This is a genomic window from Neptunomonas sp., assembly GCF_016744175.1.
Classification (GTDB): Bacteria; Pseudomonadota; Gammaproteobacteria; order Pseudomonadales; family Balneatricaceae; genus Neptunomonas.
On the sequence record NZ_JADGEV010000003.1, the window covers coordinates 104,238 to 129,178 of the forward strand.

General features: G+C 44.4%; 19 protein-coding genes. 15 read left to right on the forward strand and 4 right to left on the reverse strand.

Annotated features, from left to right (window positions below; all coding sequences use genetic code 11):
- Complete coding sequence (locus QZZ55_RS02240; protein WP_293264867.1) at positions 1-726, reverse strand: response regulator; 726 nt, start codon at positions 724-726, stop codon at positions 1-3.
- Positions 727-1,018: 292 nt separating this feature from the next.
- Here QZZ55_RS02240 and peaA point away from each other — a divergent pair, with 292 nt between their 5' ends.
- The 7 genes from peaA (at position 1,019) to QZZ55_RS02275 (ending at position 9,642) form a co-directional block, all read left to right on the forward strand.
- On the forward strand, positions 1,019-2,605 hold the full coding sequence (gene peaA / locus QZZ55_RS02245; protein ID WP_293264869.1) for a quinohemoprotein amine dehydrogenase subunit alpha: 1,587 nt from the start codon (positions 1,019-1,021) through the stop codon (positions 2,603-2,605).
- 78 nt (positions 2,606-2,683) lie between these two features.
- Positions 2,684-4,129: a quinohemoprotein amine dehydrogenase maturation protein gene (gene peaB, locus QZZ55_RS02250; protein ID WP_293264871.1), complete on the forward strand. Its 1,446-nt coding sequence runs from the start codon at positions 2,684-2,686 to the stop codon at positions 4,127-4,129.
- Positions 4,130-4,456, forward strand: coding sequence for a quinohemoprotein amine dehydrogenase subunit gamma (gene qhpC, locus QZZ55_RS02255; RefSeq protein ID WP_293264873.1), 327 nt, complete (start codon positions 4,130-4,132; stop codon positions 4,454-4,456).
- An 11-nt stretch (positions 4,457-4,467) separates the two neighbouring features.
- A complete protein-coding gene (gene peaD / locus QZZ55_RS02260) occupies positions 4,468-5,604 on the forward strand; it encodes a quinohemoprotein amine dehydrogenase subunit beta (RefSeq protein ID WP_293264875.1) in 1,137 nt (378 codons plus the stop codon).
- Between the two features lie 141 nt (positions 5,605-5,745).
- Positions 5,746-7,470, forward strand: a complete 1,725-nt coding sequence (locus tag QZZ55_RS02265; protein ID WP_293264877.1) for an ABC transporter ATP-binding protein — start codon at positions 5,746-5,748, stop codon at positions 7,468-7,470.
- The gene (locus QZZ55_RS02270) at positions 7,467-8,195 is read left to right on the forward strand and encodes a S8 family serine peptidase (protein WP_293264879.1); all 729 of its coding nucleotides are present in this window, start codon (positions 7,467-7,469) and stop codon (positions 8,193-8,195) included. Before QZZ55_RS02265 ends, QZZ55_RS02270 begins: the two co-directional genes overlap by 4 nt.
- Before the next feature lie 79 nt (positions 8,196-8,274).
- Entirely contained in the window at positions 8,275-9,642 is a 1,368-nt protein-coding gene (locus QZZ55_RS02275) for an FAD-dependent oxidoreductase (RefSeq protein WP_293264881.1), read from the forward strand.
- 96 nt (positions 9,643-9,738) lie between these two features.
- Here the strand turns inward: QZZ55_RS02275 and QZZ55_RS02280 are convergent, their stop codons facing one another.
- A complete protein-coding gene (locus QZZ55_RS02280; protein WP_293264883.1) occupies positions 9,739-11,250 on the reverse strand; it encodes a di-heme oxidoredictase family protein in 1,512 nt (503 codons plus the stop codon).
- A gap of 2 nt (positions 11,251-11,252) precedes the next feature.
- Entirely contained in the window at positions 11,253-11,810 is a 558-nt protein-coding gene (locus tag QZZ55_RS02285) for a hypothetical protein (protein ID WP_293264885.1), read from the reverse strand.
- Between the two features lie 333 nt (positions 11,811-12,143).
- Here QZZ55_RS02285 and QZZ55_RS02290 point away from each other — a divergent pair, with 333 nt between their 5' ends.
- The 3 genes from QZZ55_RS02290 to QZZ55_RS02300 all read left to right on the forward strand — a co-directional run bounded on the left by QZZ55_RS02290 (position 12,144) and on the right by QZZ55_RS02300 (position 17,506).
- The gene (locus QZZ55_RS02290) at positions 12,144-15,389 is read left to right on the forward strand and encodes an EAL domain-containing protein (protein ID WP_293264887.1); all 3,246 of its coding nucleotides are present in this window, start codon (positions 12,144-12,146) and stop codon (positions 15,387-15,389) included.
- A gap of 333 nt (positions 15,390-15,722) precedes the next feature.
- Entirely contained in the window at positions 15,723-16,640 is a 918-nt protein-coding gene (locus QZZ55_RS02295) for a 4Fe-4S binding protein (protein WP_293264889.1), read from the forward strand.
- A 260-nt stretch (positions 16,641-16,900) separates the two neighbouring features.
- The gene (locus QZZ55_RS02300; protein WP_293264891.1) at positions 16,901-17,506 is read left to right on the forward strand and encodes an EF-hand domain-containing protein; all 606 of its coding nucleotides are present in this window, start codon (positions 16,901-16,903) and stop codon (positions 17,504-17,506) included.
- Between the two features lie 108 nt (positions 17,507-17,614).
- Here the strand turns inward: QZZ55_RS02300 and QZZ55_RS02305 are convergent, their stop codons facing one another.
- A complete protein-coding gene (locus QZZ55_RS02305; RefSeq protein WP_293264893.1) occupies positions 17,615-18,553 on the reverse strand; it encodes a LysR family transcriptional regulator in 939 nt (312 codons plus the stop codon).
- A gap of 226 nt (positions 18,554-18,779) precedes the next feature.
- Here QZZ55_RS02305 and rarD point away from each other — a divergent pair, with 226 nt between their 5' ends.
- From rarD to QZZ55_RS02330, 5 genes are all read left to right on the forward strand, one after another.
- On the forward strand, positions 18,780-19,661 hold the full coding sequence (gene rarD / locus QZZ55_RS02310) for an EamA family transporter RarD (RefSeq protein WP_293264895.1): 882 nt from the start codon (positions 18,780-18,782) through the stop codon (positions 19,659-19,661).
- Positions 19,662-19,960: 299 nt separating this feature from the next.
- The gene (locus QZZ55_RS02315) at positions 19,961-20,809 is read left to right on the forward strand and encodes an alkaline phosphatase family protein (protein ID WP_293264897.1); all 849 of its coding nucleotides are present in this window, start codon (positions 19,961-19,963) and stop codon (positions 20,807-20,809) included.
- A complete protein-coding gene (locus tag QZZ55_RS02320; protein WP_293264899.1) occupies positions 20,809-21,543 on the forward strand; it encodes an HAD family hydrolase in 735 nt (244 codons plus the stop codon). Before QZZ55_RS02315 ends, QZZ55_RS02320 begins: the two co-directional genes overlap by 1 nt.
- A complete protein-coding gene (locus QZZ55_RS02325; protein ID WP_293264901.1) occupies positions 21,536-23,593 on the forward strand; it encodes an ABC transporter substrate-binding protein in 2,058 nt (685 codons plus the stop codon). The genes QZZ55_RS02320 and QZZ55_RS02325 overlap by 8 nt, the downstream gene beginning before the upstream one ends.
- Before the next feature lie 163 nt (positions 23,594-23,756).
- Positions 23,757-24,938 (forward strand): ABC transporter permease, encoded by a 1,182-nt coding sequence (locus tag QZZ55_RS02330; RefSeq protein WP_293264903.1) that lies wholly within the window; start codon positions 23,757-23,759, stop codon positions 24,936-24,938.
- Positions 24,939-24,941: the final 3 nt, after the last annotated feature.

Sequence of the window (24,941 nt, forward strand, 5' to 3'; positions counted from 1 at the left end):
TTAGCGTACCTCACCGGCAAACACATAACCTGCACCGTGTGCAGTCAAAATAAAGTGCGGATTAGACGGGTTATCACCTAATTTTCGTCGTAGCCTCCCAACCATGACATCTACCGAGCGGTCATTGGGTGTCCACTCACGGTCATGGATTGCATCCATTAGCTGATCACGTGACAGTATAGCGCCGGGCGCGTAGAGAAGTGCGCTGAGTAACTTAAACTCACCTTCGGGTAGGCGTTCATCAACACTAGCGGGGGAGGTGAGCAAGCGTTTATTTGCATCTAATACCCAACCTTCAAACGTCCACTTTTGAGTGCTTTCTTGTTGTCGAGCCTGTTGGCTATCTTTAACACGCCATAGTAAGTTCTTTGCCCGTACCAGCAGCTCTCGTGGGTTAAAGGGTTTAGTGACGTAATCGTCTGCTCCCAGTTCTAAACCAACGATGCGGTCAATTTCATCGCCTTTACTGGTCACCAGAATAATGCCTACGCTGGAGACTGAGCGAAGCTCCCGGGTTAGGGTTAGGCCATCTTTACCAGGCAAATTGATATCAAGTAGCACAAGATCAATCTGTTCTTGTTGTACTCGCTCACATAGATTATCTGCTTGTTCTGTCTCACTGACGAAGTAGCCTTCTTTTTCTAGGTAGCTAGAAAGAAGTGATCGTGAGGCAAAATCATCTTCAACAATCAGTATTCTATATTTATGGTTTGTGTGGCTTGTCATAGAGCAGAGTTCATCCAGAGGCTTTGTTTGAGTCTAGCAATGGAGATGAGTAAAGAAAAGCGAGGTCATTTCTTGTCGATTATTTTTATAACTCTTTTATATCAGTAAGTTAATGGCTAATTTCGATGTGTAGTTACATTCAGTTACATTTAACAACAAAAGACTACATATAGCCGGTACTTTATTTACATGGGAAGCGTACTTTATCTAAACCCCATCCTTGATAGCTTAAAGCTTGAGCTGTATGAATGGATAACTATAAAAATATCACCGAAAGCCAGGAGTGATAGTCTTGAAAAAACCAATGATGAAGCGAGCACTATATGTTAGTGGCGCTATAGCTTTTATGGGTCTTTCCAGCGCGGTTGTAGCGGTGGATGGTGAGAGTGTTATAAAAGAAAAATGTTTGCTGTGTCATACCCAGACAGGCAACCCTGAAGCACCATACTCACGCATAAGTCAACAGCGAAAAACGCCTGAAGGCTGGCAGATGACAATTAACCGTATGCAACGCTTGAACGGTTTAGTGATCTCGTCAGATGAAGAGCGAGCGGTGATTAAGTACCTGTCTGATACGCAAGGTTTGGCCCCCTCTGAGTCAGCACCACACCGTTACGTGTTGGAGCAAAAGCCGAATGTGGTAGAAAATGTGGATCCTGCTTATGCCGAGATGTGTGCGCGTTGTCACTCTAATGCACGTTTTGGTTTGCAGCGTCGTACTGAAGATGAGTGGAAGCTGCATGTGAATACTCACATGGCGATAAACCCCACCACTGAGCTGCATGCGCTGGCACGAGATCGCTCTTGGTACGACATTGCTTATAACGATGTTACTCCTAAGTTAGCAGCGGACTATGCCTTTAATGATCCGGCTTGGAAAAAATGGCAGCAGATGCCGAAGCCAACGCTGGCAGGCAGCTGGAGTGTTGCAGGGTTTATAGCAGGCAAGGGTAACTACAGTGCTACGTTGAACATTACTAACGTGTCTAAAGATAATTTCTCGCTCACGATGACCGGTCATTATGCTGACGGTAGCCCTCTGAAAGGAAGTGGTCAGGCGAAGGTGTTTTCCGGTTACGAATGGCGCGCTAGCTTGACGCTTGATGGCGTGAAAATGCGCCAAGTGATGGCCGCTTCAGAAGACGGCTCTACGTTAACCGGTCGCATGTACCAAGCAGCGCATGACGAGATCGGTGGTGAACTGAACGCGATGAATGGTAAAGCCATTGTTGCATTGTCTCCTTCAGCCATTAAGCAAGGTGGACAACAGGAAATCACTATCATTGGCAGTGGCCTCAAAGGTGATATTTCTTTGGGTAAGGGTGTTCAGCTTGTGAAGGTATTGTCACGTGACGCTGACCGTATCGTCGTTTTGGCAAAAGCATCATCGAGTGCATCTGTAGGCTTGCGCAACGTTGCAGTAGGTGCAACTAAAGCAACAGCACAGTTAGCCGTGTATGACAGCATTGCAGCAGTTCAGGTTACGCCAAATGAATCCATAGCACGTATAGGCGGTAACGGCGGTAACTTAGCAAAAGTGCAATCGACTTACCGCGCTTTGGCATTTAGTGCGGGTAGCGATGGAAAGCCAGGCACCGAAGATGATATGCGTTTGGGCTACATGCAAGCTCAATGGTCACTACTGCCATTTGATGAAGTAGCTGAGCATGATAATGATCTGAAATATGCAGGATCAATTGATAGCGACGGTATCTTTACCCCCGGTGATGCTGGCCTGAACCCTGAGCGTAAATTCTCCACCAATAACGTGGGAAATCTGAAAGTGATTGCCAAGGTCGCTGATGGAGATAACAAGGTTGAAGGCGAAGCGCATCTGCTGGTAACCGTGCCTACTTTTATCAAACGAGCCATTCAGTAATTGATCTAGTGATAGCGACTGTTGAAACAAATCGACTGCCAATAACAGCTATAACCAATAAAAAGAAGCGAGGCTGACATGGGATCTTTAACGCTGGTAAAACCAAATTTACATCTGGTAGATGTAGAGGCGCGGCGAATGCTGTTCCATGTACCTACTAGTGGCCTGTTTGAACTGGATGATTTGAGTAGGGAGATGATCGAACTATTCTCAGGTCAGAAGGAGGTTTCTGCCCCACAACTGCGAGAACGGTTTGATGGCCGCTTCAGTGCTGCTGATGTTGTCGATACGTTGGAAGAGTTTAAGACGCTTAAAATCGTAGCGGATGCCGATTTGGTTGCTGCCAACAAGGCGCAGATAAATATCGAGCCGCAGCCAGTGACTCAATTTCCATTGACCACCATCGTATTGAACACAAATACAGGCTGTAACCTGAGCTGTACTTACTGTTACAAAGAAGATCTGACCACCCCATCTAAGGGTGACAAGATGAGCTATGAAACAGCCGTGCAATCGGTAGAGATGATGCTCAAAGAATCTCCTGATCAGCGCCAGTATAACGTTGTGTTTTTTGGAGGTGAGCCACTGAGCAATCTGCCATTAATTCGCAATGTTGTGGCGTACTGTGAAGAGCGCTTTGCTAGCTTAGAAGCCGATGTCAGTTTTACCATGACGACCAATGCCACTTTGCTTAATGAGAAGCTGGTGGACTGGCTGAACGAGCACCGCTTTGGCTTAACCATTTCGATGGACGGACCTAAAGCGATGCATGATAAAAACCGCATCACTGTCGGTGGTCAGGGCACTTATGAAGTCGTTAAAAAGAAAGCACAAATGCTGCTGTCTCGTTATAACGCTCGTCCTGTGGGTTGCCGAGTGACCTTAACTCGCGGCATTACCGATGTTGAAGCGGTTTTTGACCACCTGTATGGCGAGTTAGGTTTCACTGAAGTTGGTTTTGGCCCCGTAACATCAGGTGATATATCCTCGTTTAACCTGACTGGCGACGAGATGGTTGAAGTGTTTGAAGGCATGAAACGCTTAGGCAGAAAGTATCTGGCAGCGGCGCTTGACGGCAAGAATATGGGATTTGGCAATATGCATATGCTGATGACAGATATTCATGAAGGCAACAAGAAACAGCTGCCTTGTGGTGCCGGTGTTGGCTTATTAGCGGTAGATACCAAGGGCGGCATTAATCTTTGTCACCGCTTTACCGGGTCTGATCAGGCTTTGTTTGGCGATGTTAGTGAAGGGCTGGATAAACCTGCGTTAGCAGAGTTTGTTGAAACCCGACTAGATCGCACTGAAACAGGCTGTGAAACCTGTCGTATCCGCAATATTTGTTCTGGCGGTTGCTATCACGAAAGTTACGCAAAATACGGTGATGCGACCGTACCTTCTTACCACTACTGTGACCTGTTACGAGATTGGGTCGACTTCGGTGTAGAAGCGTACACGCGCATCATGCTAGAGAATCCAGGGTTTTTTGAAGCCCATGTCTCTCCAAGAAGGAGTGCTTAAATGAAACACCTTAAATCTTTCAATAAGAAAGCAAAAATGCTCGACCGAACCACTTCACCCAATGAAGTTGAAGAGGTTGTAGCGATGCAGTCTGTGGTGGGTTGTACTTCCACGAATGACCCGGGTTGGGAAGTTGATCCTTTTGGTGGTTTGGGCTCATTGTGCCAGCCAATGGAGTCTGATTTGTATGGTTGTGCTGATGCTTGCTGGTGGCCTGCTCAGGTGCCAGATACGATTAGCCAATACCCAGATTGGTCACAAGATGTGTCCAAAGCCAATGAAGACTGGCGCAAGCTGGACGGCATCTTTCCAGAAGAACAGAAGTAAGGGAGGCGCAGATGAAATTTTTAAAAATGTTAAAAGCGGCAGCGTTGCTGGGCGCTGCGAGTAGTAGCGTATTGTTGTCTGGTTATGCAATAGGTCAAACAGCACAAGTGAATGGAATGAAGGCCGGTGGCCATGAATATCTATTGACGATGAGCCGCCCTAATCAATTGCATGTCATTGATACCGAAACTAAAAAATTGATACGTAGTTGTGATGTGCCTGGTACTTTTGGTGCCGGGGCTGTTTTGCCTTCGCCGGATGGCCGTATCGCTTATGTACTCTCTAATAAAGTAGAAGATGTTTACGGCTTTGATATTACCGATTGCAAAATGGTGTTTTCTGCTAAGCAATCCCAGAACGGAGAGCGGGTTAAAACCTTTGTCTCTTTGGCGATCAGTGGTGATGGAAAAGAGTTGTACACCGTGCAAAACCCGACGCGCAAACTGAATGACCGTTATGAAGTACTAGCGCCTCGCTTGGCGGTGTTTAATACTGAGGATGGACTGGATGCTAAGTCAGTGCGTACCTTCCCCGTTGACCGCCGTATCACTAAGATTATGACCATGAAAAATGGTGAAGTTATTCTGGGTGGTGCAGATATTAAAGCGATTAACCCAGCCAATGGTGAAACTCGAGTGCTGAGTGCTTTGCAGAACTGGGCGCGTGGTGCTGACTGGATACCACCGGATGCTTTTGCAATGTTTACTCAAGGCGAGCATGTGGGCGAATACATCATGCCGTACTTCACGATTAAGTGGAATGGTGATCCCGGTGACATGGAGCAAGCGGAGTTTTGGTGGGGCATGAGCCGCATTGATATAGCAACGGGTGAAGTTGATGAGCGGGAAACTGTGCCATTTGAATTTATCGTGTTCAACTGGATTACTGACCCAGCAGATAGCAATATTCTTTACGGTTCATTTAACCAGCTATCAAAACATGACATTAGCAAAAAGAAGACGATAGCGGTGAAAGATCTAGACCACACTTTCTATAGCATCAATATGGATCGTGATCGGACTATCTATATCGGTGGCACATCCAGTGACATCTCGATCCATAACCCTGATACGTTAGAGAAGATTGGTTCGATTCAGTTGCCGGGAGATATGACGACTTCTGATTTGCGTATTGCACGCTTATTATAGGGCGTGTAACTTAGGGTTAACCCTATTTTAGTTACTGGTCTGATTTAACGTGGCGAGTTTAATAAGGGCTGTCTAATGACAGCCCTTTTGTATTTTGTCGTAATGAAACGGCCTTTTAAATCTGCAGAAAGTGGAGACATCATGTTCAAATGGTTAAGCGCCGCGATTGACGGCCAAGGCCGCGACCGTTTAGAAGATGCATTTCGCTGGCTTTATACTTTTGTAAAACCTCAGACCAAAGCAATAATGGGCCTGATGTTATTGTCGGTATTTGCATCAGGCATGGTGTTATTTCAACCCTGGTTAACAAAAACACTCATCGATGATGGTTTGATAGCCAAAGATTACGGCACGTTAGTGAGCGTTGCTTTATTGATGATCTCGGTGGGTATTGTTAGTACGGCTTTATCTGGTGTGACCCGCTACTTACACACGCGCTTATCTGGTCGGATTCTTTTTGCGCTGCGCGATAATCTTTATCATCACTTACAAACATTGTCGCCAACCTTTTATGGCAAGCGTCGTATCGGTGATCTTCTTTCAAGACTTGACGGTGATGTAGCCGAAATCCAGCGCTTTGCCGTGGACAGTATGTTTTCTGCTGTGAGTAGTGTTTTGGGTTTGGTTGGTTCTGTAGTAATGCTGTTGGCATTATCGTGGAAATTGTCGCTATTAGTTGTGATTATGATTCCACTAGAAGTGCTGTGGCTACGTTGGATGCGCCGCAAAGTTGAAGTAAGGATACGCACTATTCGTGAGCGCTCTGCTGACTTATCGAGCTTTTTGGTAGAGACACTGCCCGCCATGAAATTTATCCAATCGGTTGGTCAAGAGCATCGCGAGCGAGAAAGGCTGAGCAATCTCAATGAGAATTATCTGAGTGATTTACTTAAGTTGCAGGTAACAGAATTTTTTACTCAAGCTATACCGGGCACGCTAACCTCACTAACACGTGCTTCCGCTTTTTTAATTGGTGGTTATTGGGTGATAGAAGGTAACTGGCAGCTAGGCTCATTGATCGCCTTTTCTACTTATTTGGGTATGGCTGTTGGCCCAGTGAATAGTTTATTAGGTTTGTATGTTGCGATTCAGCGAATGAGTGTCAGTTTGGGGCGTGTGAATGAACTGCGGATCGAGCAGCCTGAAATTCCATTTGATGCTGATTGGAAGCCACTACCGGAGAATGTAAAAGGGGAACTTCATTTTCATAACCTTAGTTTCTCTTATCCTGGCCGAGAGCAACTTATTCTATCTGAAGCGTCGGCTAGCTTACCGGCAGGAAGCAAGGTGGCACTGAGTGGCTCCTCTGGTGTTGGTAAATCCACGTTGATCGACTTGATGCAACGCTACTACGACCCTCAATCAGGCAGTATTTTGTTAGACGGCATCGATATTAGAACTATTAACCCGCTTGAACTTCGCAAAACTATTGCGGTAGTAAGCCAAGATATTGTTTTGTTCAGGGGCTCATTACGTGAAAATATCCGTTATGCCAGCCCGCAAGCAAGTGAAGAGCAAGTAGAGGCAGCAGCTGAACAGGCGCAATTGCAGAGCTTAATTGCAGAGTTACCTCAAGGAATCGACAGTATTATTGGGGAGAGGGGGCAGCAGCTTTCTGGTGGGCAGCGACAACGTATAGCTATTGCTCGGGCTTTGCTACAAAACCCAACTATTCTCGTATTAGATGAAGCCACCGCTGCTGTTGATGAAATAACTGAGGCTCAGGTAATTGATGCGGTAGACCAGCTTTTTGCTGGCCGTACACGCATATTAATTAGTCATCGTGCTTCAACACTTGCGGGTGCTGAACAGCGTGTAACTCTTAAAGATGGGAAGCTGATTGTTGGTGAGGAACTCTCAGCATGAGTGAGTCTATTATTGTCAACGAGGGTGCAAGTAATAACGTAGTAGACCGTACTGGCATTCGAGTCGGTATAGTTGATAGCGGTTTTCGTGTAGATCAGCAGGACTGGGTCGAAGATGGCGCTGCATTTATACTGCACGAAGGTGCACTGTGGATGGATGAGCCCAGCGAAGATCCAATCAACCATGGATCGCGATTGTTGGATATTATTCATCACCATGCACCAGAAGCGCTCTTTTATGCAGCGCAGGTTTTCAACCAACGTAACACAACCACAGCAGCACAGGTTGCGGCGGCTATTGATTGGTTAGTTAGTCAGAAGGTACGAGTAATAAATTTAAGTTTAGGTTTACGTGATGATCGCCCCGTTTTAAAAGAAGCCGTTAATAAGGCGTTATCAGCCGGTGTTATTTTGTGCGCATCATCCCCTGCTAGAGGCGATCCGGTATATCCTTCTGCATATGACGGCGTAATACGGATGACCGGAGATGCGCGGTGTGCTTTGAATGAAATATCATGGCTTAATACTCAGTATGCCGATTTTGGTGGACATGTTTTAGGCTTTGACCAGCAACAGCAAACGGCAGGAGCGAGCCTTGGGTGTGCTCATATGACGGGTCACATTACGCAGTTATTACAGGCTTCACCCGATGCAGGTAAAGAGGTGGTCGTTAAAAAGCTGCAACAACAGGCGAGTTATCGTGGGCCAGAACGTCGGGTATCATAAGATAATTATATTCAGAAAGTCGCCTAACTTAATGGGCTCTTAGCTAACATTACCCTTATTCATTAGGAGTTATTTCCATATGGCAGTAGTAGAAACAACCTCCATTGTTATTCTAGGTGCAGGCCCGGCGGGTGGTGCCGTTGCCCTTGGTCTAAAAAAACTGGGTTATACAAATATCACAATAGTTGGCGAACCACGCCCTTTTTGTGCGATGGAAGGTGTTTCTGAGCGTGTTGTGGATGGCTTGCGTGGTGCAGGCTTTAGCCATGCATTAGATAAACTCCCGTCAGCATCAGCACGATTTGTTACTTGGAATGGTGTAACCAGCCAAGCTAATACTGAGCGACTGATTGACCGCGCTGCCTTTGATGCGGCCATATTAATGGATCTTGCGATTCAAGGTATTCATGTTATCCAAGGTCGTGCGGGTGATGTAACGTCTACACTAGCAGGGCATATAATCAGTGTCGATTCATCAGGACAAAACATACAGCTTGGCGCTGACTTTTTGGTAGAGGCCCGTGGCAGAGCTGCCCCTTCAGCTAAACTCAAGCGCTTGCGCGGTGCTGAAACCGTTTCAATCTTGCAGTATTGGGAAGGCGATCAAGGAGAGCGACAGTCTGCGGTACAAAGCTTTGAAGACGGCTGGGCATGGATGGCGGCTGATGAAAAGGGTAGACGATACTTGCAGCTTACTTTTGATGTTGCCTCATCGATACTTCCTGAAAAATCCCGTTTAGCAGAATTTTGCATTGAAAAACTAACAACCTTAGAGCAGGCGCAGCCTTATCTCGCCAATGCGACGTCTACGGGTGAGATACATGCGCGTACCAGCACACCTATTTTATGTCAGGAAGCCGTAGGTGATAACTGGATTAGAGTAGGTGATGCAGCCATGGCCGTTGATCCGTTATCGGGTAATGGCATATTCCAAGCGCTTTCATCATCACTACAAGCGCCTGCTGTGATTAATACACTGCTACGTGAACCTGAAAAAGCGCAATTAGCTCAGAGGTTTCACCAATTACGTGTAACTGAACTTTTCTTTCGTTTTGCCCGCATTGGCCGAGATTTTTATGCCATGGAAGAACAATGGCTGGATCAGACTTTTTGGGCCTCTCGTGCTCAATGGCCTGATAATCAGCCAATGCATCAGCAATCGGATATAACTCAACTGCTCGTAAAAACACTGCCTGTTGTTAATCAAGGATTGATTGAGGCAGTAAATGTGGTTACGTCGCCAGATCAGCCATTAGGCGTGTGGCACCTTAATGGCGTTCCGCTTGCACCTATTGTAAAGGTATATCAAAGTAGCCCTGATGAGTTAGCAGCAATACAAGAACAATGCTTAGCTATGCAGTTAAATGAGCAGCAACAGAGTCAGGTACTGCATTGGTTAGTGGGGCAGGGTGCCTCTTTTAAAAACAAAGAAAATGAATCTTTGTAAATATTGTTAGGTTTTATTACACAATAGCCCCGCTACATTTTACATCGAGTAGCCGGGCTATTGTGAGAGTTACTGTGTTTGAGAGAATAAAGTCCATTACAAATTATTAATAAACTTCAGCAATTTCTCTCGCTCAGTTTTATCTAATTGCATGTAGTTTTGTTTAGTTGCTTCTGCTTCACCCCCGTGCCACAAAATAGCCTCTTGAATATTACGGGCACGACCATCATGCAAAAAATTGGTATGACCGTTGACGGTCTCAGTGACGCCAATACCCCAGAGGGGGGCTGTACGCCATTCTTGAGCAGTGGCTTCAAAGTCAGGTCGGCCCGATAAGCCTTTTCCCATGTCATGCAGTAACAGATCTGAATAGGGACGGATTAGCTGATTTTCTAGCCGAGATATTTCGTGTTCTCCTGTGACTGCTTGTGATTTATGACACCCTGCGCAACCGGTTGAGTGGAATAGCGTTTCACCTTGCTGAACAGTGGGGTCATCCATATTACGCCGATAGACGACGCCTAATAGCTGTAAATAGGTGGTAACATCTTTAAGTTGATCAGGTCGTAATTCAAATTCTTTGCTATCAAAGGTGGCGAGACAATTAAGTTGTTCTGGTTCGCAATTTTGCCGCGATTTATGTGCGAGGTTTTGATCATCATGGCGATAAAGAAATAACTCATTGTTAATCCCCATGTCATTAAAGGCAGCAATGGCAGATTGTTGGCGAATATCAAACGCATTAGCCTTCCAAGAAAAGCGCCCGAGTATTTTTCCACCGCGTTCCAAATCCCATACATAATTAGGGCGCCCTGAAATACCATCCCCATTTTTATCATCTGGGTCGGCCCATTCTAAAATGGTTTTTTCAGGAATAGCTTCAAGTAGACCTAATCCGAATACGGGGGGCGCTAGTCGCATTTCATATTGTGTGTTGTCAGGAAGCGGCCCGTAAGCTAGGTTGCTTAGTAAGAACCTTGGCTTGCGTAGGCTATAACGTTCGCCATCAGGAAAGTGCCCGTAGGTCTCATTCCACTTCACACGGACGGTCGCTTCTGGTTTGACGCCTTCAATCGACCTATCACTGATTTGCGCTCCATAACCAGGAGGCGACAATGGCTCACCATAAGGTCCTATTCCAGGAACAGACACTCGCACAAACCCTCCGATAATGGGCTCATTTTCATCTGTTGGTGGTTGAGCCCGTCCGTCGCCTTGGTGGCAAGACTCACATGAAGTGTTGTTAAATAGCGGGCCTAGGCCGTCGGCATCTCTTCGCCAACCTGATTTAATTGCAGGGGTAAAGGATCTTTCAAAAATACCGTCGCCGCGATCAAAAGCGGCAGATAAACCCCATGACAAATTGGGTGCTTCTTGCTCAAAGGCTTTTTCAGCAGAATGAAAATGCGTTAGATCACCACCGCTGAGACTAGCAGGCAATTCTTTAGATAAATAATCCATTTTGGCTTCACCGTAACCATTATAGGGTAACCAAAATGACTGGTAAGCTTGATAAGCCAGTGCGCCAATAGCCAGTGTAAGAACAGTAAACCCGGCTTTAAGCAAAGAGGTAAAGGCGGGTGTTTGATGGCTGCTTAAATCAGACATTATTAGCTCTCATTTTGTGTTACCAAAGTAGCACCATCGCCAATCCGGCTTGATTGATTTCTCGTTAACCACAACCGTAATGCGAGAAGTAATACAGCTACAATCGCTAACCAGCATCCATAGCCGATTAGTAAAGTAGAGTAGGTTGATTCTGTTTCAATCCAAACAGAGAAGAAAAAGTAGGCATACCACGAGCCACCAGCAAATACGGGGCCCAACCACATACTGATCCAGCGTTTTTGCATGGAAATCGCATTAATACAGATGACACTGAAAATAGTAAGGCGCATTAATAGCTCTGGATTATCAGTCCAGTAGATGAAGTTATTAACGTGATAGTTGTAAATAAAAGTAGTGAATTCGGATAGGCAAACAAGTGCCATCCCGATTCTGAGAACGGTATAGACAATATGCATCATCTGGTTTTCGGCTTTGATAGTGACGCCTTTGTTAACCACATAGAAATAGAATGTCATTGCTAGGCTGGAGACGCCTAAACAGAGCCCAACTGTCCAAAATCGGAAAAGTTGCGAAAGGTAAAGCAGTTCGAGTTCAGTCATATTATTTGCTTATGAAAATGATAGTGCGAATTATTATCATTAATAATAAGGTTTTATTCAATAGTTAATATTTATATCTATATAAATATTGATGAGTGGGGGAATTTATCGTAAGCAGATAAAAAAAGCGGTGAGCACTTTGTCATGCTCTGGGATACAGGATTACAACGTCAATTTTATAAAGTGATGGTTATCTGGGAAAGTTGTCTTTTAGACGCGCAGTAGTTTCGGCAAACTTACCTTCCTAGCACTATACTATATGTTCGTTTACTCATATATGAACACTACATAGACTGCGTGTCGTAGGTATGTGACATATGAAAAGGAGTTTATATGGCTTGGTCAGCATTATTTGAAATAAAATCTATTACAAGGTTGCTCGTCATCGGGTTCCTTGTAATGATTTCATTGATGGTGTTGTTTGCCAGTATATCGCTACAAGAGAATAGAAAAACTGCTGAATTGAGCGACAAAATATATCAACATCCGTTCTCAGTTACCAATGCTGTGTTAGAAGCAAATTCTGACATTATAGCCATGCATCGATATATGAAAGATGTAGTGTTAGCGACCAATGAAGACGAGTTAGCGCGGGCTATTGTGCTTGTAGAACAACATGAGAAAGCAGTTTACGGCCATTTTGAATTAATCAAAGAACGCTTTCTCGGTGAGAAAGAAACAGTCAATGCTGCTTTCTCTGCATTTGTTGATTGGAAAATGATTCGTACTGAGGTTGTTACGTTACACAATAATAACCAACACGAAAAGGCTGTAGCCATTACCATGGGAAAGGGTGCAAAACACGTAGAATTGCTAACCCAAAGAATGGATGTAATGATTGATTTTGCTCGAAATAAGGCTTTAGAGTTTAAGATCAACAGTCAGAAAGCGTATGAAAAAAGTGTCTCATACCTCTACTTTTTGATCGTGTTTATCATTCTTTCAAGTGTAGCTACTGCATTTTTTGTGATCACTCAGGTAAGAAAAGTTGAGCAAGCTCGAAAAGAGAATGAAGAACGCTTTGAAGGCCTTTTTAGCAACTCTGAAATTTCTATTTGGAGTGAAGATTTTTCATCTGTTCAGCTTGTTTTAAATAGTCTCAAAGATACGGGAATAAGCGACTTAAAACAGTACTTGCAGCAAAATATGCCACTAGTCAGAGAGCTGGCAGGAAAAGTTGAAGTTAATTATGTCAATAATGCAACGCTAAAACTATTTGGTGTAAAAACTAAAGATGAGTTTATGAGCAAAATTGACAGAACCTTTGGCTCTAATGCGATTGAAGTATTCATTGATGAGCTATGCGCTATTTGGGATAAGCAGGAAACGTTTCAATCCGAGGTGAATTTTAACACTATCGATGGTAAAGAATTTAGCGCTTTCATTACCTTTCGAATTCCGAAAAAAGAAAGTGATTTTCTAAATATTCCTGTCAGCATTGTTGATATCACAGCTCAAGTTGAATCTCAAAAGCTCGCTGAGCAAGAGCAGCAACGCTTCCGTGACATGGTTAATGCTACCGACGGAATTGTTTGGGAAGCCGACGCTAAAACGTTCACTTTTACCTTCATTAGCGATCAAGCAGAACGCTTGTTGGGCTACTCGAAAAATGACTGGTACCAACCAGGATTTTGGGTTAGCCACCTCCACCCGGAAGATAAAACATGGGCGCCTAATTACTGTGCCTCATGTACCAATAAGATTGAACCTCATAATTTTAAATATCGCTTCATTACAGCCAAAGGGGATATTGTTTGGTTGCATGATTTGGTTACAGTCGTTACCGAAAATGGGGAACCGCGTTGGTTACGTGGGATCATGGTTGATATCACCGCGCAAAAGCAAACAGAGCAGTTAATTCGCGAAGAGCGTGACCGAAGTCAACTGTATCTAGACACGGTACAGTCGTTAATGGTGGCGCTGGATACGGATGGAAATATTACGATGGTTAACGGTTTTGGTTGCGAAATTCTTGGCTACCATGAGCAAGATTTACTGGGTAAGAATTGGTTTAGTACGTGCCTTCCTCCCTCGGCTGACTCAGAAACCGTTCATTCTTACTTTGATAGCTTAATTGCCGAAACTAATCGAATTCATTCGTATTTGGAGAGTGAGATCCTCAAAGCTGATGGTAGTCGACGATTGATTGCTTGGCGAAATTCGTTACTTTACGATGACCAACATCAGATATGTGGATCGCTCAGTTCAGGAGAAGATATTACTGAGCGTAAAGCTGCAGAACGGGAGATACATAACCTTGCATTCTATGATGTTCTAACGGGATTGCCCAATCGTCGGTTGCTCATGGATAGGTTGCAACAGAGTATGGCAGAAGGTGAACGTAGTGAAAATTATAAAGCACTATTATTCATGGACTTGGATAACTTCAAAAACCTCAACGATACTCTAGGGCATGACCTAGGAGATCAACTTCTGATAGAAACGGCTAGACGCATTCAGCGCTCTATTCGTGCTGTCGATACTGTCTCTAGACATGGAGGTGATGAATTTATCGTGCTATTAGAGCAGCTGGGCAGTGATTTAGAAGCTGCAGCCCAGCGTGCAAGAACAGTTGCTGAGAAAATTCTTGATCAACACCACTTGCCGTATGAGCTAAGTAATCAAATTTACCAAGGGTCGATTAGTATCGGCATTACTCTATACCGAGGAGAGCATCACGGTCACGATGAGTTGATGAAGCGTGCTGATCTGGCGATGTATCAAGCTAAAAAGGCGGGGCGTAACTGCTTTTGTTTCTTTGACCCAGAAATGCAAACGACTATTTCTTTACACACAGCGATGGAGCATGACCTTCGCAAAGCGATTGATGAGGAAGAATTTGAGCTTTTTTATCAACCTCAGGTCGATACTGAAGGTTATTGTGTGGGGGTAGAAGCATTGATTCGATGGCATTCGCCTGAGCATGGTTTTACTCCCCCCGCAGAATTTATTCCAGTAGCAGAAGATAGTCAGCTGATTCTGCCTATTGGCCGATGGGTAATCAAACAGGCTTGTAATCAATTGCTTCAGTGGCAAAAAAGCCCTTCCACTGACCAACTTACCTTAGCGGTCAACGTCAGCGCCGTGCAGTTTAAACAAGATGACTTTACCCAGCAAGTCACTGAATTGGTTTTGGCTTCGGGGATAAACGCTACTCGTCTTAAACTTGAGATTACTGAGAGTATGCTGATGGAGGATATGGATGCTGTTATCTGTAAAATGACTGAGCTTAAACGACTTGGCATCTCATTCTCGCTGGATGACTTTGGCACCGGCTATTCTTCGCTTTCCTATGTGAAGCTCCTACCATTGGACCAGCTTAAGATTGATCAAACTTTTGTCCGAGATATTCTAGTCGACCCCAACGATGCCGCTATTTGCAAAGCGGTGATTGCTCTTGGCAAAAGCCTAGGCTTGCATACGATTGCTGAAGGTGTTGAGCAGCCTTTACAGTGGGCAATATTGCATGATTCAGGCTGTGAAGGTGCTCAAGGGTATCTTTACGCTCGCCCTATGGCGATTGATGATTTTATGAAATGGCATAAAACACATATGAATAAATTTAGAGTAATAGCATAGGTATGACAACATAATCACCTTGATGTCGTATCAATGGCTAACTCGCCTACTGAGTAATCTGCTATCCTGTATGCAGGGATGTTCTGGGATAGTCGATGCGCGGATGGCTCATTTTCGACAAACAACGGTTGGTTGGTCAGTTTTGTAGTACTGCTGGACGCCCTGTACTTCTTTTATTTCCCAGAACCAGAAAATTCGGATGTGCTGCTTTTTATAAGCAGTGTAGATAAGGATATTATCGAGGCGCTTTAGGCGTAGTTTTTATCAGAGAAAACTCTGATTTCATGTCTAAAATACACGAAAATATTGAGTGGAATTACCACAGTATTAACTATGAAAATTAATCTGAATAAATTACCTAGAAATAGACTACGACTGCTGTCTCGAACATTATTTTTTCTGCTGTTTTTGATAGCGCCTGCACTGGATATATTTCGCTTTGACCTTACCATCGGTAATTTTATTATTTTTGGTCAGCATTGGACGCTGGGACTTGAGTCATTCCAACAAGGAAATGGTGATTTCTTGGCAGTCAGTATAAACATTTTACTGATGATTTTTCTGCCGGCGACGCTATTTATTTCAATTACTATGTTGCTCATCTGGCGATTTGGGCGAATCTACTGTGGATGGCTCTGTCCTCATTTTTCAGTGGTTGAAATGATAAATCAGCTCATGCTAAAAAATCTAAACAGAGTTACTTTGTGGGAGTCCGCTTCAGCTAAGCCTAAAAGTGTAATTTCTTGGCTGCTAGTGCTGTGTGTCAGTATGACCATTGCCTTTATTTGGGCCTTCAGCTTGTTAACCTATATGCTTCCCCCCAAAGAAGTACTATTTAATTTACTCGCACTACAGCTTTCTATGTCATCCAGTATTTTTCTTATGGTCGCCACTTTGGTGTTTACCATTGATTTTGTTTTTGCACGGCACTTGTTCTGTAAATACGGCTGTGCTCTAGGGCTTTTTCAAAGCATTATTTGGATGGCTAATTCTAAGGCCATGGTTGTTAGCTTCGATAAAAAACGAGCGAGTCTTTGTAAAGACTGTGATCGAGAGTGTGATAAAGCCTGCCCTATGCGACTGCCGCCCCGTAACATTAAAAGAGCTAAATTCACCTGCACTCAATGTGGGCAGTGCCTAAATGCTTGTGACCGAGTGCAGCAAGATAATCCGGATGGAGCATTGATCCGCTGGGTTAGCAATGAACCGGAGCAATTAGCAGGTCGCAAAGTCACTGAAGACAGGGATTGACCATTACATCATCAGTATATTTATAATTCTATGTTAGACGATTAATCTATTCCCGCAGCGCTTTTCTCGCATGTTTTTCAGTGGCTAGTGAAAAACCCATGTGCTCCTTCCGGGTAACTCCGGTGAGTTGCCTGCTCTATCAGCCCTTCCTTAGCGTACTTAATCAATAGTCTTTAGTAGATTTGATATAAATCAGTGTGCTTAATCATATCAAGAGTAAATTGGGTGTTGTTAAGTTAAATCTACATTAGGGGTGACTTATGAAAAAGCTACTTTTTGCTAGTTCGCTAATGGCTTTCACAATTGTTTTTTTGCCAATGACCGCGAATTCATCCTCAATTCCTGATCGAGGCCCCATATCATTTTCTGCATATGATACAAATGGCGACGGGTTAATTAGTGAGAAAGAGTTTATAGAAACTCGTTCAGAACGGGTCTCAAAGCAAGCTTCGCAAGGTATGCCAATGCGAGGAGCTTTGAGTGCACCCTCTTTTTCGGCATTTGATATAAATCAGGATGGTACTTTAACAAACGAAGAGCTCTCAAAAGGGCAAAAAACTCAGATGGAAAAGCGGCGCAGTATGGGAATGGGGCTAGGCAGTGGAATGAATAAAGGCATCGGAATGGAAAGAAACATGCCCAGCTTCTCTGAGTTTGATTTGAATGGCGACGGAAAAATACTTGAAAGGGAATTAAACGAAGCGAGAAGTAAAAGAATCAGTGAAAGAGCGCAGCAAGGTTATCAGATGAGAAATCTTAGTAATGCCTCTTCTTTTACTGATATAGATGCAAATGCAGATGGACACATTAGTGGAGAAGAATTTACAGCACACCAAGCTCAGAGTCGCGAGAAAAGAACTCAATAAGTGCTGATAAAAAATCTGTTAAAGGTTTTAGAATCTAACAAAATACAGTTGGCTGTTGTTCGTATCTCCCGAATAATGGTCAATTGTAATTAGCTGTTTAAAACTGTATCAAAACGTAAAATCGATATTTATAGTCTTCAGAGTTTGGGCTAGTTGCTCAAATACCAACTGGCGTAACCACATATGCCCGGGCTCTTTTTTGTATCGCTCATGCCAAATAATGGAATAGGTAAAGTCATCTTGCTCCATTGGGAAGGGTAATATTTTCAGTTGATACTGGGCAGCAAAACTTTTTGCTAATCCGTAGGGTACCGTCAATAGCAGGTCACTTTGAGCAACCAGTGCCAATGCGGCGACGAAGTGAGGTACTCTTAGTGCGATATGGCGTTTTAGGCCTTGTTGTTCGAGTAGATAATCAATCGCCCCTTTACGAGAACCGCCCATGGTAATTAAGGCATGCGGGTGGCTTGCATAACTGTCTAAATCCAGCCCTTGTGCGATGAGAGGGTGGCCTTCACGTACGACACAAACAAACCGGTCACTGCCGACCCCGCGCCCGTGAATGGCGGCGGGGACATTGGCAACAGTGCAGGTTGCTAGGTCTATATCTTGTTGGTCTAGCTGCTGCAACAAGCTCTCATGCCAGGGAATGATCTCAAGGCTTACCTGAGGTGCTTCTATTCTCAGACGCTTTATTACCGAAGGTAATAATACTTGAGCGCCATAGTCTGTCGTTGCAAGTTTAAAGTTATTAGTCGCCTTGGCAGGAAGAAAAGTAGCAGGCTCAATTAGTTGACTAAGATCTTGCAATGACTGCCGCAAGTGAAGCGCCAAAGCCTCTGCTCGGGGGGTAGGAGCCAATCCTTTAGGAGTTCGTGTAAACAGCGGGTCGTTAAACAATTGGCGTAACCGAGCCAAATTACGGCTAATGGCCGGTTGGGTTAAGTTCAAACGCCCTGCGGCACGGGTGACATTACGCTCTTCCAACAACACCTGAAAAACCGGTAGCAGGTTCAAATCAGCAGAAGAAAGACCAGAGAGATTCAATGTTGTGGTACCTATGTGTATAAATAAAAATTATAACAACTATACTCGCAATACATTGGATTCATAACACTTTACTGGAATAGAATACTGGCCTGGTAACTGGTTACGCTTAATTAAGAGCTTTCAATAGTCATTGCAGCTAACGAAAAAAGTTACCTTATAAGCCTGCCGGTATCGGTCGATCCTTTACACGCCAAGACAATAACCCTTAGGTGAATGTCCGTTTATGACTGATTTTTCCCGTAGTATGTTTCAAGCGCTTTCCGCTTATTTAATTTGGGGTTGTTTTGCCCTGTTTTTTCACCAGTTACAACACATCCCCCCCATAGAAGTGCTGTTGCACCGTCTTGTTTGGGCTTTTGTGTTTGTTGCTGTAGTGCTTACTCTAAGCCGCCGTTGGGGTCATGTACGTGATGCGCTAGGGAAACCGACATTAGTCTTACAGCTATTTGCATCGTCGTTATTAATAGCCAGCAATTGGATTGTCTACATCTGGTCCGTTGGTATTGGTGATGCGGTGGGTGCCAGTTTAGGGTACTTCATCAGCCCGTTGGTTGGGATTGCTTTAGGTGTTTGGGTGCTCAAGGAGCGTATACTACCCTATCAAACGATTGCTCTGATCCTTGCTGTAGTTGGGGTGAGTTATAAGATTTTTGGCACTCAAGAAATCCCTTGGGCTTCTCTGGCTTTAGCTGTTTCATTTGGTCTGTATGGCCTCATCCGCAAACAAACTTCCGTTGATACAGTCACCGGATTGATGATAGAGAGCCTGTTGTTGCTTCCTTTTGCATTGGGCTATTGGTTGTGGATTGCGTGGAATGGAGAACAACATTTTAGCCTGTCCATTGATGGTTTGTTACTGGTCTCTGCAGGCGTTATGACGGCACTACCGTTGCTGGCCTATGCTTCAGCCGCGCGTCATCTAAGTCTAGTTATTCTTGGATTCATGCTCTACTTGGCACCCTCATTACAGCTGCTTACAGGGGTTTTTATCCTTGGAGAACCTTTCGATGTCCATCAACAGATCACTTTCAGTTTTATCTTTGCGGGGTTAATCGTCTTAACAGGCGGAGCCATACTTCGACATCATAGGGCTACAGGTAAGTAATCAATGCTCCTATCAAAAACCCACCTTTGTGTGGGTTCTTTCTATTAGATTCAGATTGTAACGATAATTTCATCGCTCATAAGATAAAGTATTCATCGCCTGTTTTCTGAAATGCACTGCTTGTTGTGTGTTACAAAATATAACTAAAAGTTATGCATCAAACTCTTAATGAAGGGTTGTCATAAAAATATCTTTTAGTTGTCTTCGTTCGTTCATATTCCCTGTTTATGCTTTTCGCCAATGATTTGAATAATGCTTTGCCGGCATGACAGTGCCGGTAATTGATCTGGCGGGATGATATGTCGAATAAAGTAATACTGGTCGTTCTTGATGGGCTTGAGTACAACACGGCTGCACAGTGCATGGGCTTTTTACATGCGTTAAAAGAGCAAGGCAAGGCAACACTGTATAAATTGCAATGTGAGCTTCCATCGATGTCTCGGCCACTATACGAGACCATCTTAACGGGCACTTTGCCCATTCAAAGCGGCATTGTACATAATCATGTCGTGCGCAATTCTACTCAAACCAGTGTCTTTAGTTTGGCGCGGGAAAACAGTTTAACGACGGCAGCTGCGGCCTATCATTGGTTTAGTGAGTTATATAACTGTGCTCCTTATGATGCGGCCAGGGATCGTTATACCGAAGCGCCCGAGCAGCTGATCCAATACGGCTGCTTCTACCATCAGGACCATTATCCTGATAGCCATTTATACCTCGATGCTGAATGGCTGCGACGTAAATACGATCCAGATTTTTTGTTAGTCCACCCGATGAATATTGATGATGCAGGGCATCGTGCTGGGTTTGATAGTGCACATTATCGTAATACTGCTCGCCATTCCGATATGTCGCTGTCTTATCACCTACCCGAGTGGATAGCGGCGGGTTATCAAATTTTGATTACTGCTGATCATGGTATGAACAGTGATAAAAGCCATGGGGGAACCTTACCCGAAGAGCGTGATATTCCTCTCTTTGTTATCGGCGAGCGATTCTCCCATCAAACTGACTGCTCACCTGCGCAAACTGAAATCTGCGGTGTTGTGTGTGAGCTTTTAGGAATACAAAACCACGCTAAGCCTGTAGCGAACGGTTTGTTATGTGAAGGTCTAAGTGAGCAGCTCTCTTATAAAGGGGCAGCATAATGGCGTTAGCAATTTTTGACCTAGATGAAACTTTAGTGGCGGGAGATAGCTGCTCGCTATTTTGTCAGTTCTTGTTAACAGAGGGCTTGGTGGGCAGTGAGTTTGTAGAACGTGATCAGCAAATGATGGCTTTGTATAACGCAGAAGCACTCGTGTTAGATGATTACATCGGCTTTTTTATTGAGCCACTGCGCCATTTAAGCATCGCCACCATCAACGAGATGATGCCGCGCTTTGTTGAGCAATATATTGCTCCTCGTATATATTCTGAAGCGCATCAAATGTTAGAGAGTCAGTTTGCGATAGGCAATCGCTCACTGATTGTTTCAGCAACCGCTGAGTTTATTGTTAATGCTGTTGCGCACCACTTGGGCGTCTCAGATGTTTTAGCCATTCGCTTAGCGAGTGAGCAGGGTTTTTACACAGGCAAGATTGACGGTGTTCCAACCTTTAGAAGCGGCAAGGTGACTCGGTTGCATAGCTGGTTAATCGAACATGATGAAACCTTAGAAGGTGCTCAGTTCTACAGCGATTCTATTAATGACCTTCCCTTGTTAGAGCAGGTTGACTACCCAATAGCAACAAACCCAGACAAACAGCTTTTGCAGATAGCAACACAACGCAACTGGTCAGTTCTTAACTGGACTGCGTTTCGACCTAGTGATTTATGCAGTGACTCATTTAATGATCAATCCGTTCAAAACTCAACCATTCAGGAAGTAACCCATGTCTAAATTTCTGATCGCCAGTGCAGTAGCACTTATCTCAGGTAATGCAGTAGCGGCGTGTCCGGCTGTTGTCGGTGCTGATGCAGGTGGAACTTATCCTCATATATTTGAAAAGGCTGAATTTGAAAGTCTACATGGCTGCCAGATGAGCTTTAATGAGAACCCGGTTATAAAAGCGCTTAATAGCCGTATAGCCGGTAATTCAGAGCTACTTTCGCTAGCTAAGCGCATACCAGAAGAGCCATTGGTGATTGCGCCGTACCAGAGTATTGGTCTGTATGGTGGTGTGCTGGATGGTATTTCTAAAGCGACAGAATCAGGTACCTCTGATCTGTTGTCGGTTCGCCATGTGAACCTAGTACGTTTTAGTGATGATTTGGCAACGGTCGTGCCAAACGTGGCTAAGTCTTGGAAATGGAACAGTGACTTTACGGTGCTTAAGGTTAATCTACGCAAAGGCCATAAGTGGTCAGATGGTCGCCCCTTCACAGCCGAAGATATTGCTTTCTGGTACAACAACATGCTGATGGATAGCAATATTATCGAGAAGCCAAAAGATCGTTTCTTGTCTGCGGGTAAAGCGATAAAAGTTGATGTATTGAATGAAACAACCGTGCAGTTCACTATGAACAAACCTGCGCCGGGCTTTTTGGATAACTTTGCTCAAGATTACGCTCAACCGTTTCAGCCTAAGCATCTGCTAGCTCAGTTCCACCCTATGCTGAATAAAGACGCTGATAAAAAAGCCCAAGAACTAGGCTTTGATAATGGCTATGCGGTTATTAACTTCTACTACGGCCAGTCTGATTGGAAAGATATTCCAACGCCTTTGTTAAAAGACAAAGCCGCTTCGGACCGCTTAGTTAAAGCCGGTTTAACGGCAATTATGCCATCTTTGGAATCTCATTTGGTGGTGGAAGAGTCGTTGGAAGGGCGCCGCTTAGTGGCTAACCCATACTTCTTCCAAATCGATACGGCGGGTAACCAACTGCCTTATATTAACGAGATTAAAGAAGTTTTCATCGGTGATGAAGATATCCAAACCGCTAAGCTCATTGCTGGCGAAGTGGATTACAAAGCTCAGGCCGTTAATTTGCCGCAGACTCCTGTATTGCTAGAAAACAAGGGGCAGGGCAAGTACGAAATTGCACTGCGTCCAACCATCGCTCAAACCACATTTGCCTTCAACCTGACCGATAAAGATGAAGAGAAGCGTGCGGTATTTAACAATATTAATTTCCGTCGTGCTATGTCGGTAGCGATGAACCGCGACCAGATTAACGAAGTGGCTTACTTCGGTTTGGGTAAACCAATGCAGTACACCGGTTTTGATGCAGATACCACGCCGTTTGTTACCGACGCATTGCAGAAAAGCTGGACGCAGTTTGATCCAAAAATGGCCGCTGAATTGTTGGATAAAGCCGGTGTTATTGATAAAAACAATGATGGTGTACGTGATCTTCCTTCAGGTAAAAAGCTTGAGTTAAACATTCAATATGCAACTCAGGGGACGCCAACTGAGTTGGTCGAAATCATTGCCAATAACTGGACGGATGTCGGTGTAAAAACCACCATCAAAGAAGTAACTTCTGATGAGTACCGTAACTCGCAAACGGCTAATGATCTGAGTGTACTTAGCTGGGTAATGGGGCGTCCGTTGTCAAATATTGCCAGCAACACCGAAACGCTGGTTCCTCCTTATGGCGGCTTTTTTGATTTGCGTACTGGCATGTTGTGGGCACAGCACCGTGACACTAATGGTGCAGAAGGTGTAGCACCGCCAGCAACCGTTGCGCAGATGCAGAAGTTGGCTGCTCGCTTTGTAACACTCAAAGCAGGTACGCCAGAATCTAACGAGCTAGGTGCAGAGATTGCTAAACGTGTGGTTGATGACCTGTTCATTATCGGTACGGTTAAAGCAGTCTCCCCTGTTTATCGTAGCCGCTCTTTGGGCAACTTTGCCGTACCTAAAACGTCCTCATATGAGTTCTATCGTATGTATCCATACCTTGCTACCCAGTGGTTCTTAGGTAACGAAGATATGGTTAATAACTAATCGTTTGAAAGGTTAGAAAAGGGAGAGGCGCTGTCTCTCCCTTTTAGTGTGTGAAGCTATTTTAGTTATCCGAGTTTGCTAACCCTATTCCAGGGTTATGCCCTATACAGACCAAGGTTATAAGTGGCATAGGGTTAACAAGTTATGTTTATGGAGTCCGGTTGTGGTTGCCGATTTTTTTACCAACACTTGGTTGTTGTGGGTTCTACTCAGTGTGGCTGGATTTTTGTTTTGGCGTAGCCGTAGCAGCCAGTACTTTCATTATGTGCTTAACCGTTACCTGCTGGCGTTAATGACACTACTGATCGTGAGCGGCATTGTTTTTTCATTGATGGAAGTCTTACCCGGTGATTGTGCTGAAAAGTACATTGCTTACAAAAACACTCAGGGCGAAATTATCACACAAGCCGATATTGCTGCTGAAAGATCACGTATGGGTTTGGACCGCTCATTAGTGGTTCGCTGGAGCAGTTGGATTACGGATTTAACATTAAGAGGTGATCTAGGTTTTAGTTGTGCCAAGCGCCAGTCAGTAAATATAGCGCTGGGCGATCGCTTCTGGATGAGCTTTGGGTTTTGTATTGCCGGTTTAGTTTTTGCTTATTTGATTGCAGTCCCTTTTGGCATTCTCTCGGCTTATATGATCAATAAACCGTGGTTAGATACGAACCCGCAGCATAGCCAAAAGCAACGCCTGATTAACTCTCTTGGTTTGAGCTTTAACAAGTTGTTAGATCTTAAGCTACGCGTTATCAGCTATCTGGGGCTGGCATTACCTAATTTTTTATTAGCGTTGAGTATTATTTTACTTTACGTATTTGCAGGTGAGCCTGTACCTACTGGTTTGTTCTCTGATCAATGGAGTAATGAGCCTTGGTTTGCTGAGAGTGGTTTTCAGTACGCTAAGTTAACTGATTTTCTGAGCCATATCTGGCTGCCCATTTTTGTTATTGGCTGGGCTGCAACCGCACTTCAATTACAAACGGTGCGCGCTTTAGTCGTCGATGAATCTAATAAGCTTTATGTTGATGCTGCCCGTGCTCGTGGTGTGCATGGTATGAGCTTATGGGCGGGTTACCCGGTGCGTCATTCAATTAGCCCGTTGTTTAACAGTATCGGCTTCGATTTTCAGCGGGTGTTTAATGATCTACCCATCGTAGCGGTAGTTATCGGCCTTACTGACTCAGCAGCATTATTGATTGAAGCATTGGCCATGACGAATGATCAGGAGATGGCCGCAGCGATTCTCTTTTTGGTGGCTCTGGTTGTTATCTCAATGAATTTTATTACTGATATTGTTCTGGCGGCGATCGATCCGCGAGTCCGTAAGAGTGTACTTGGATAGATT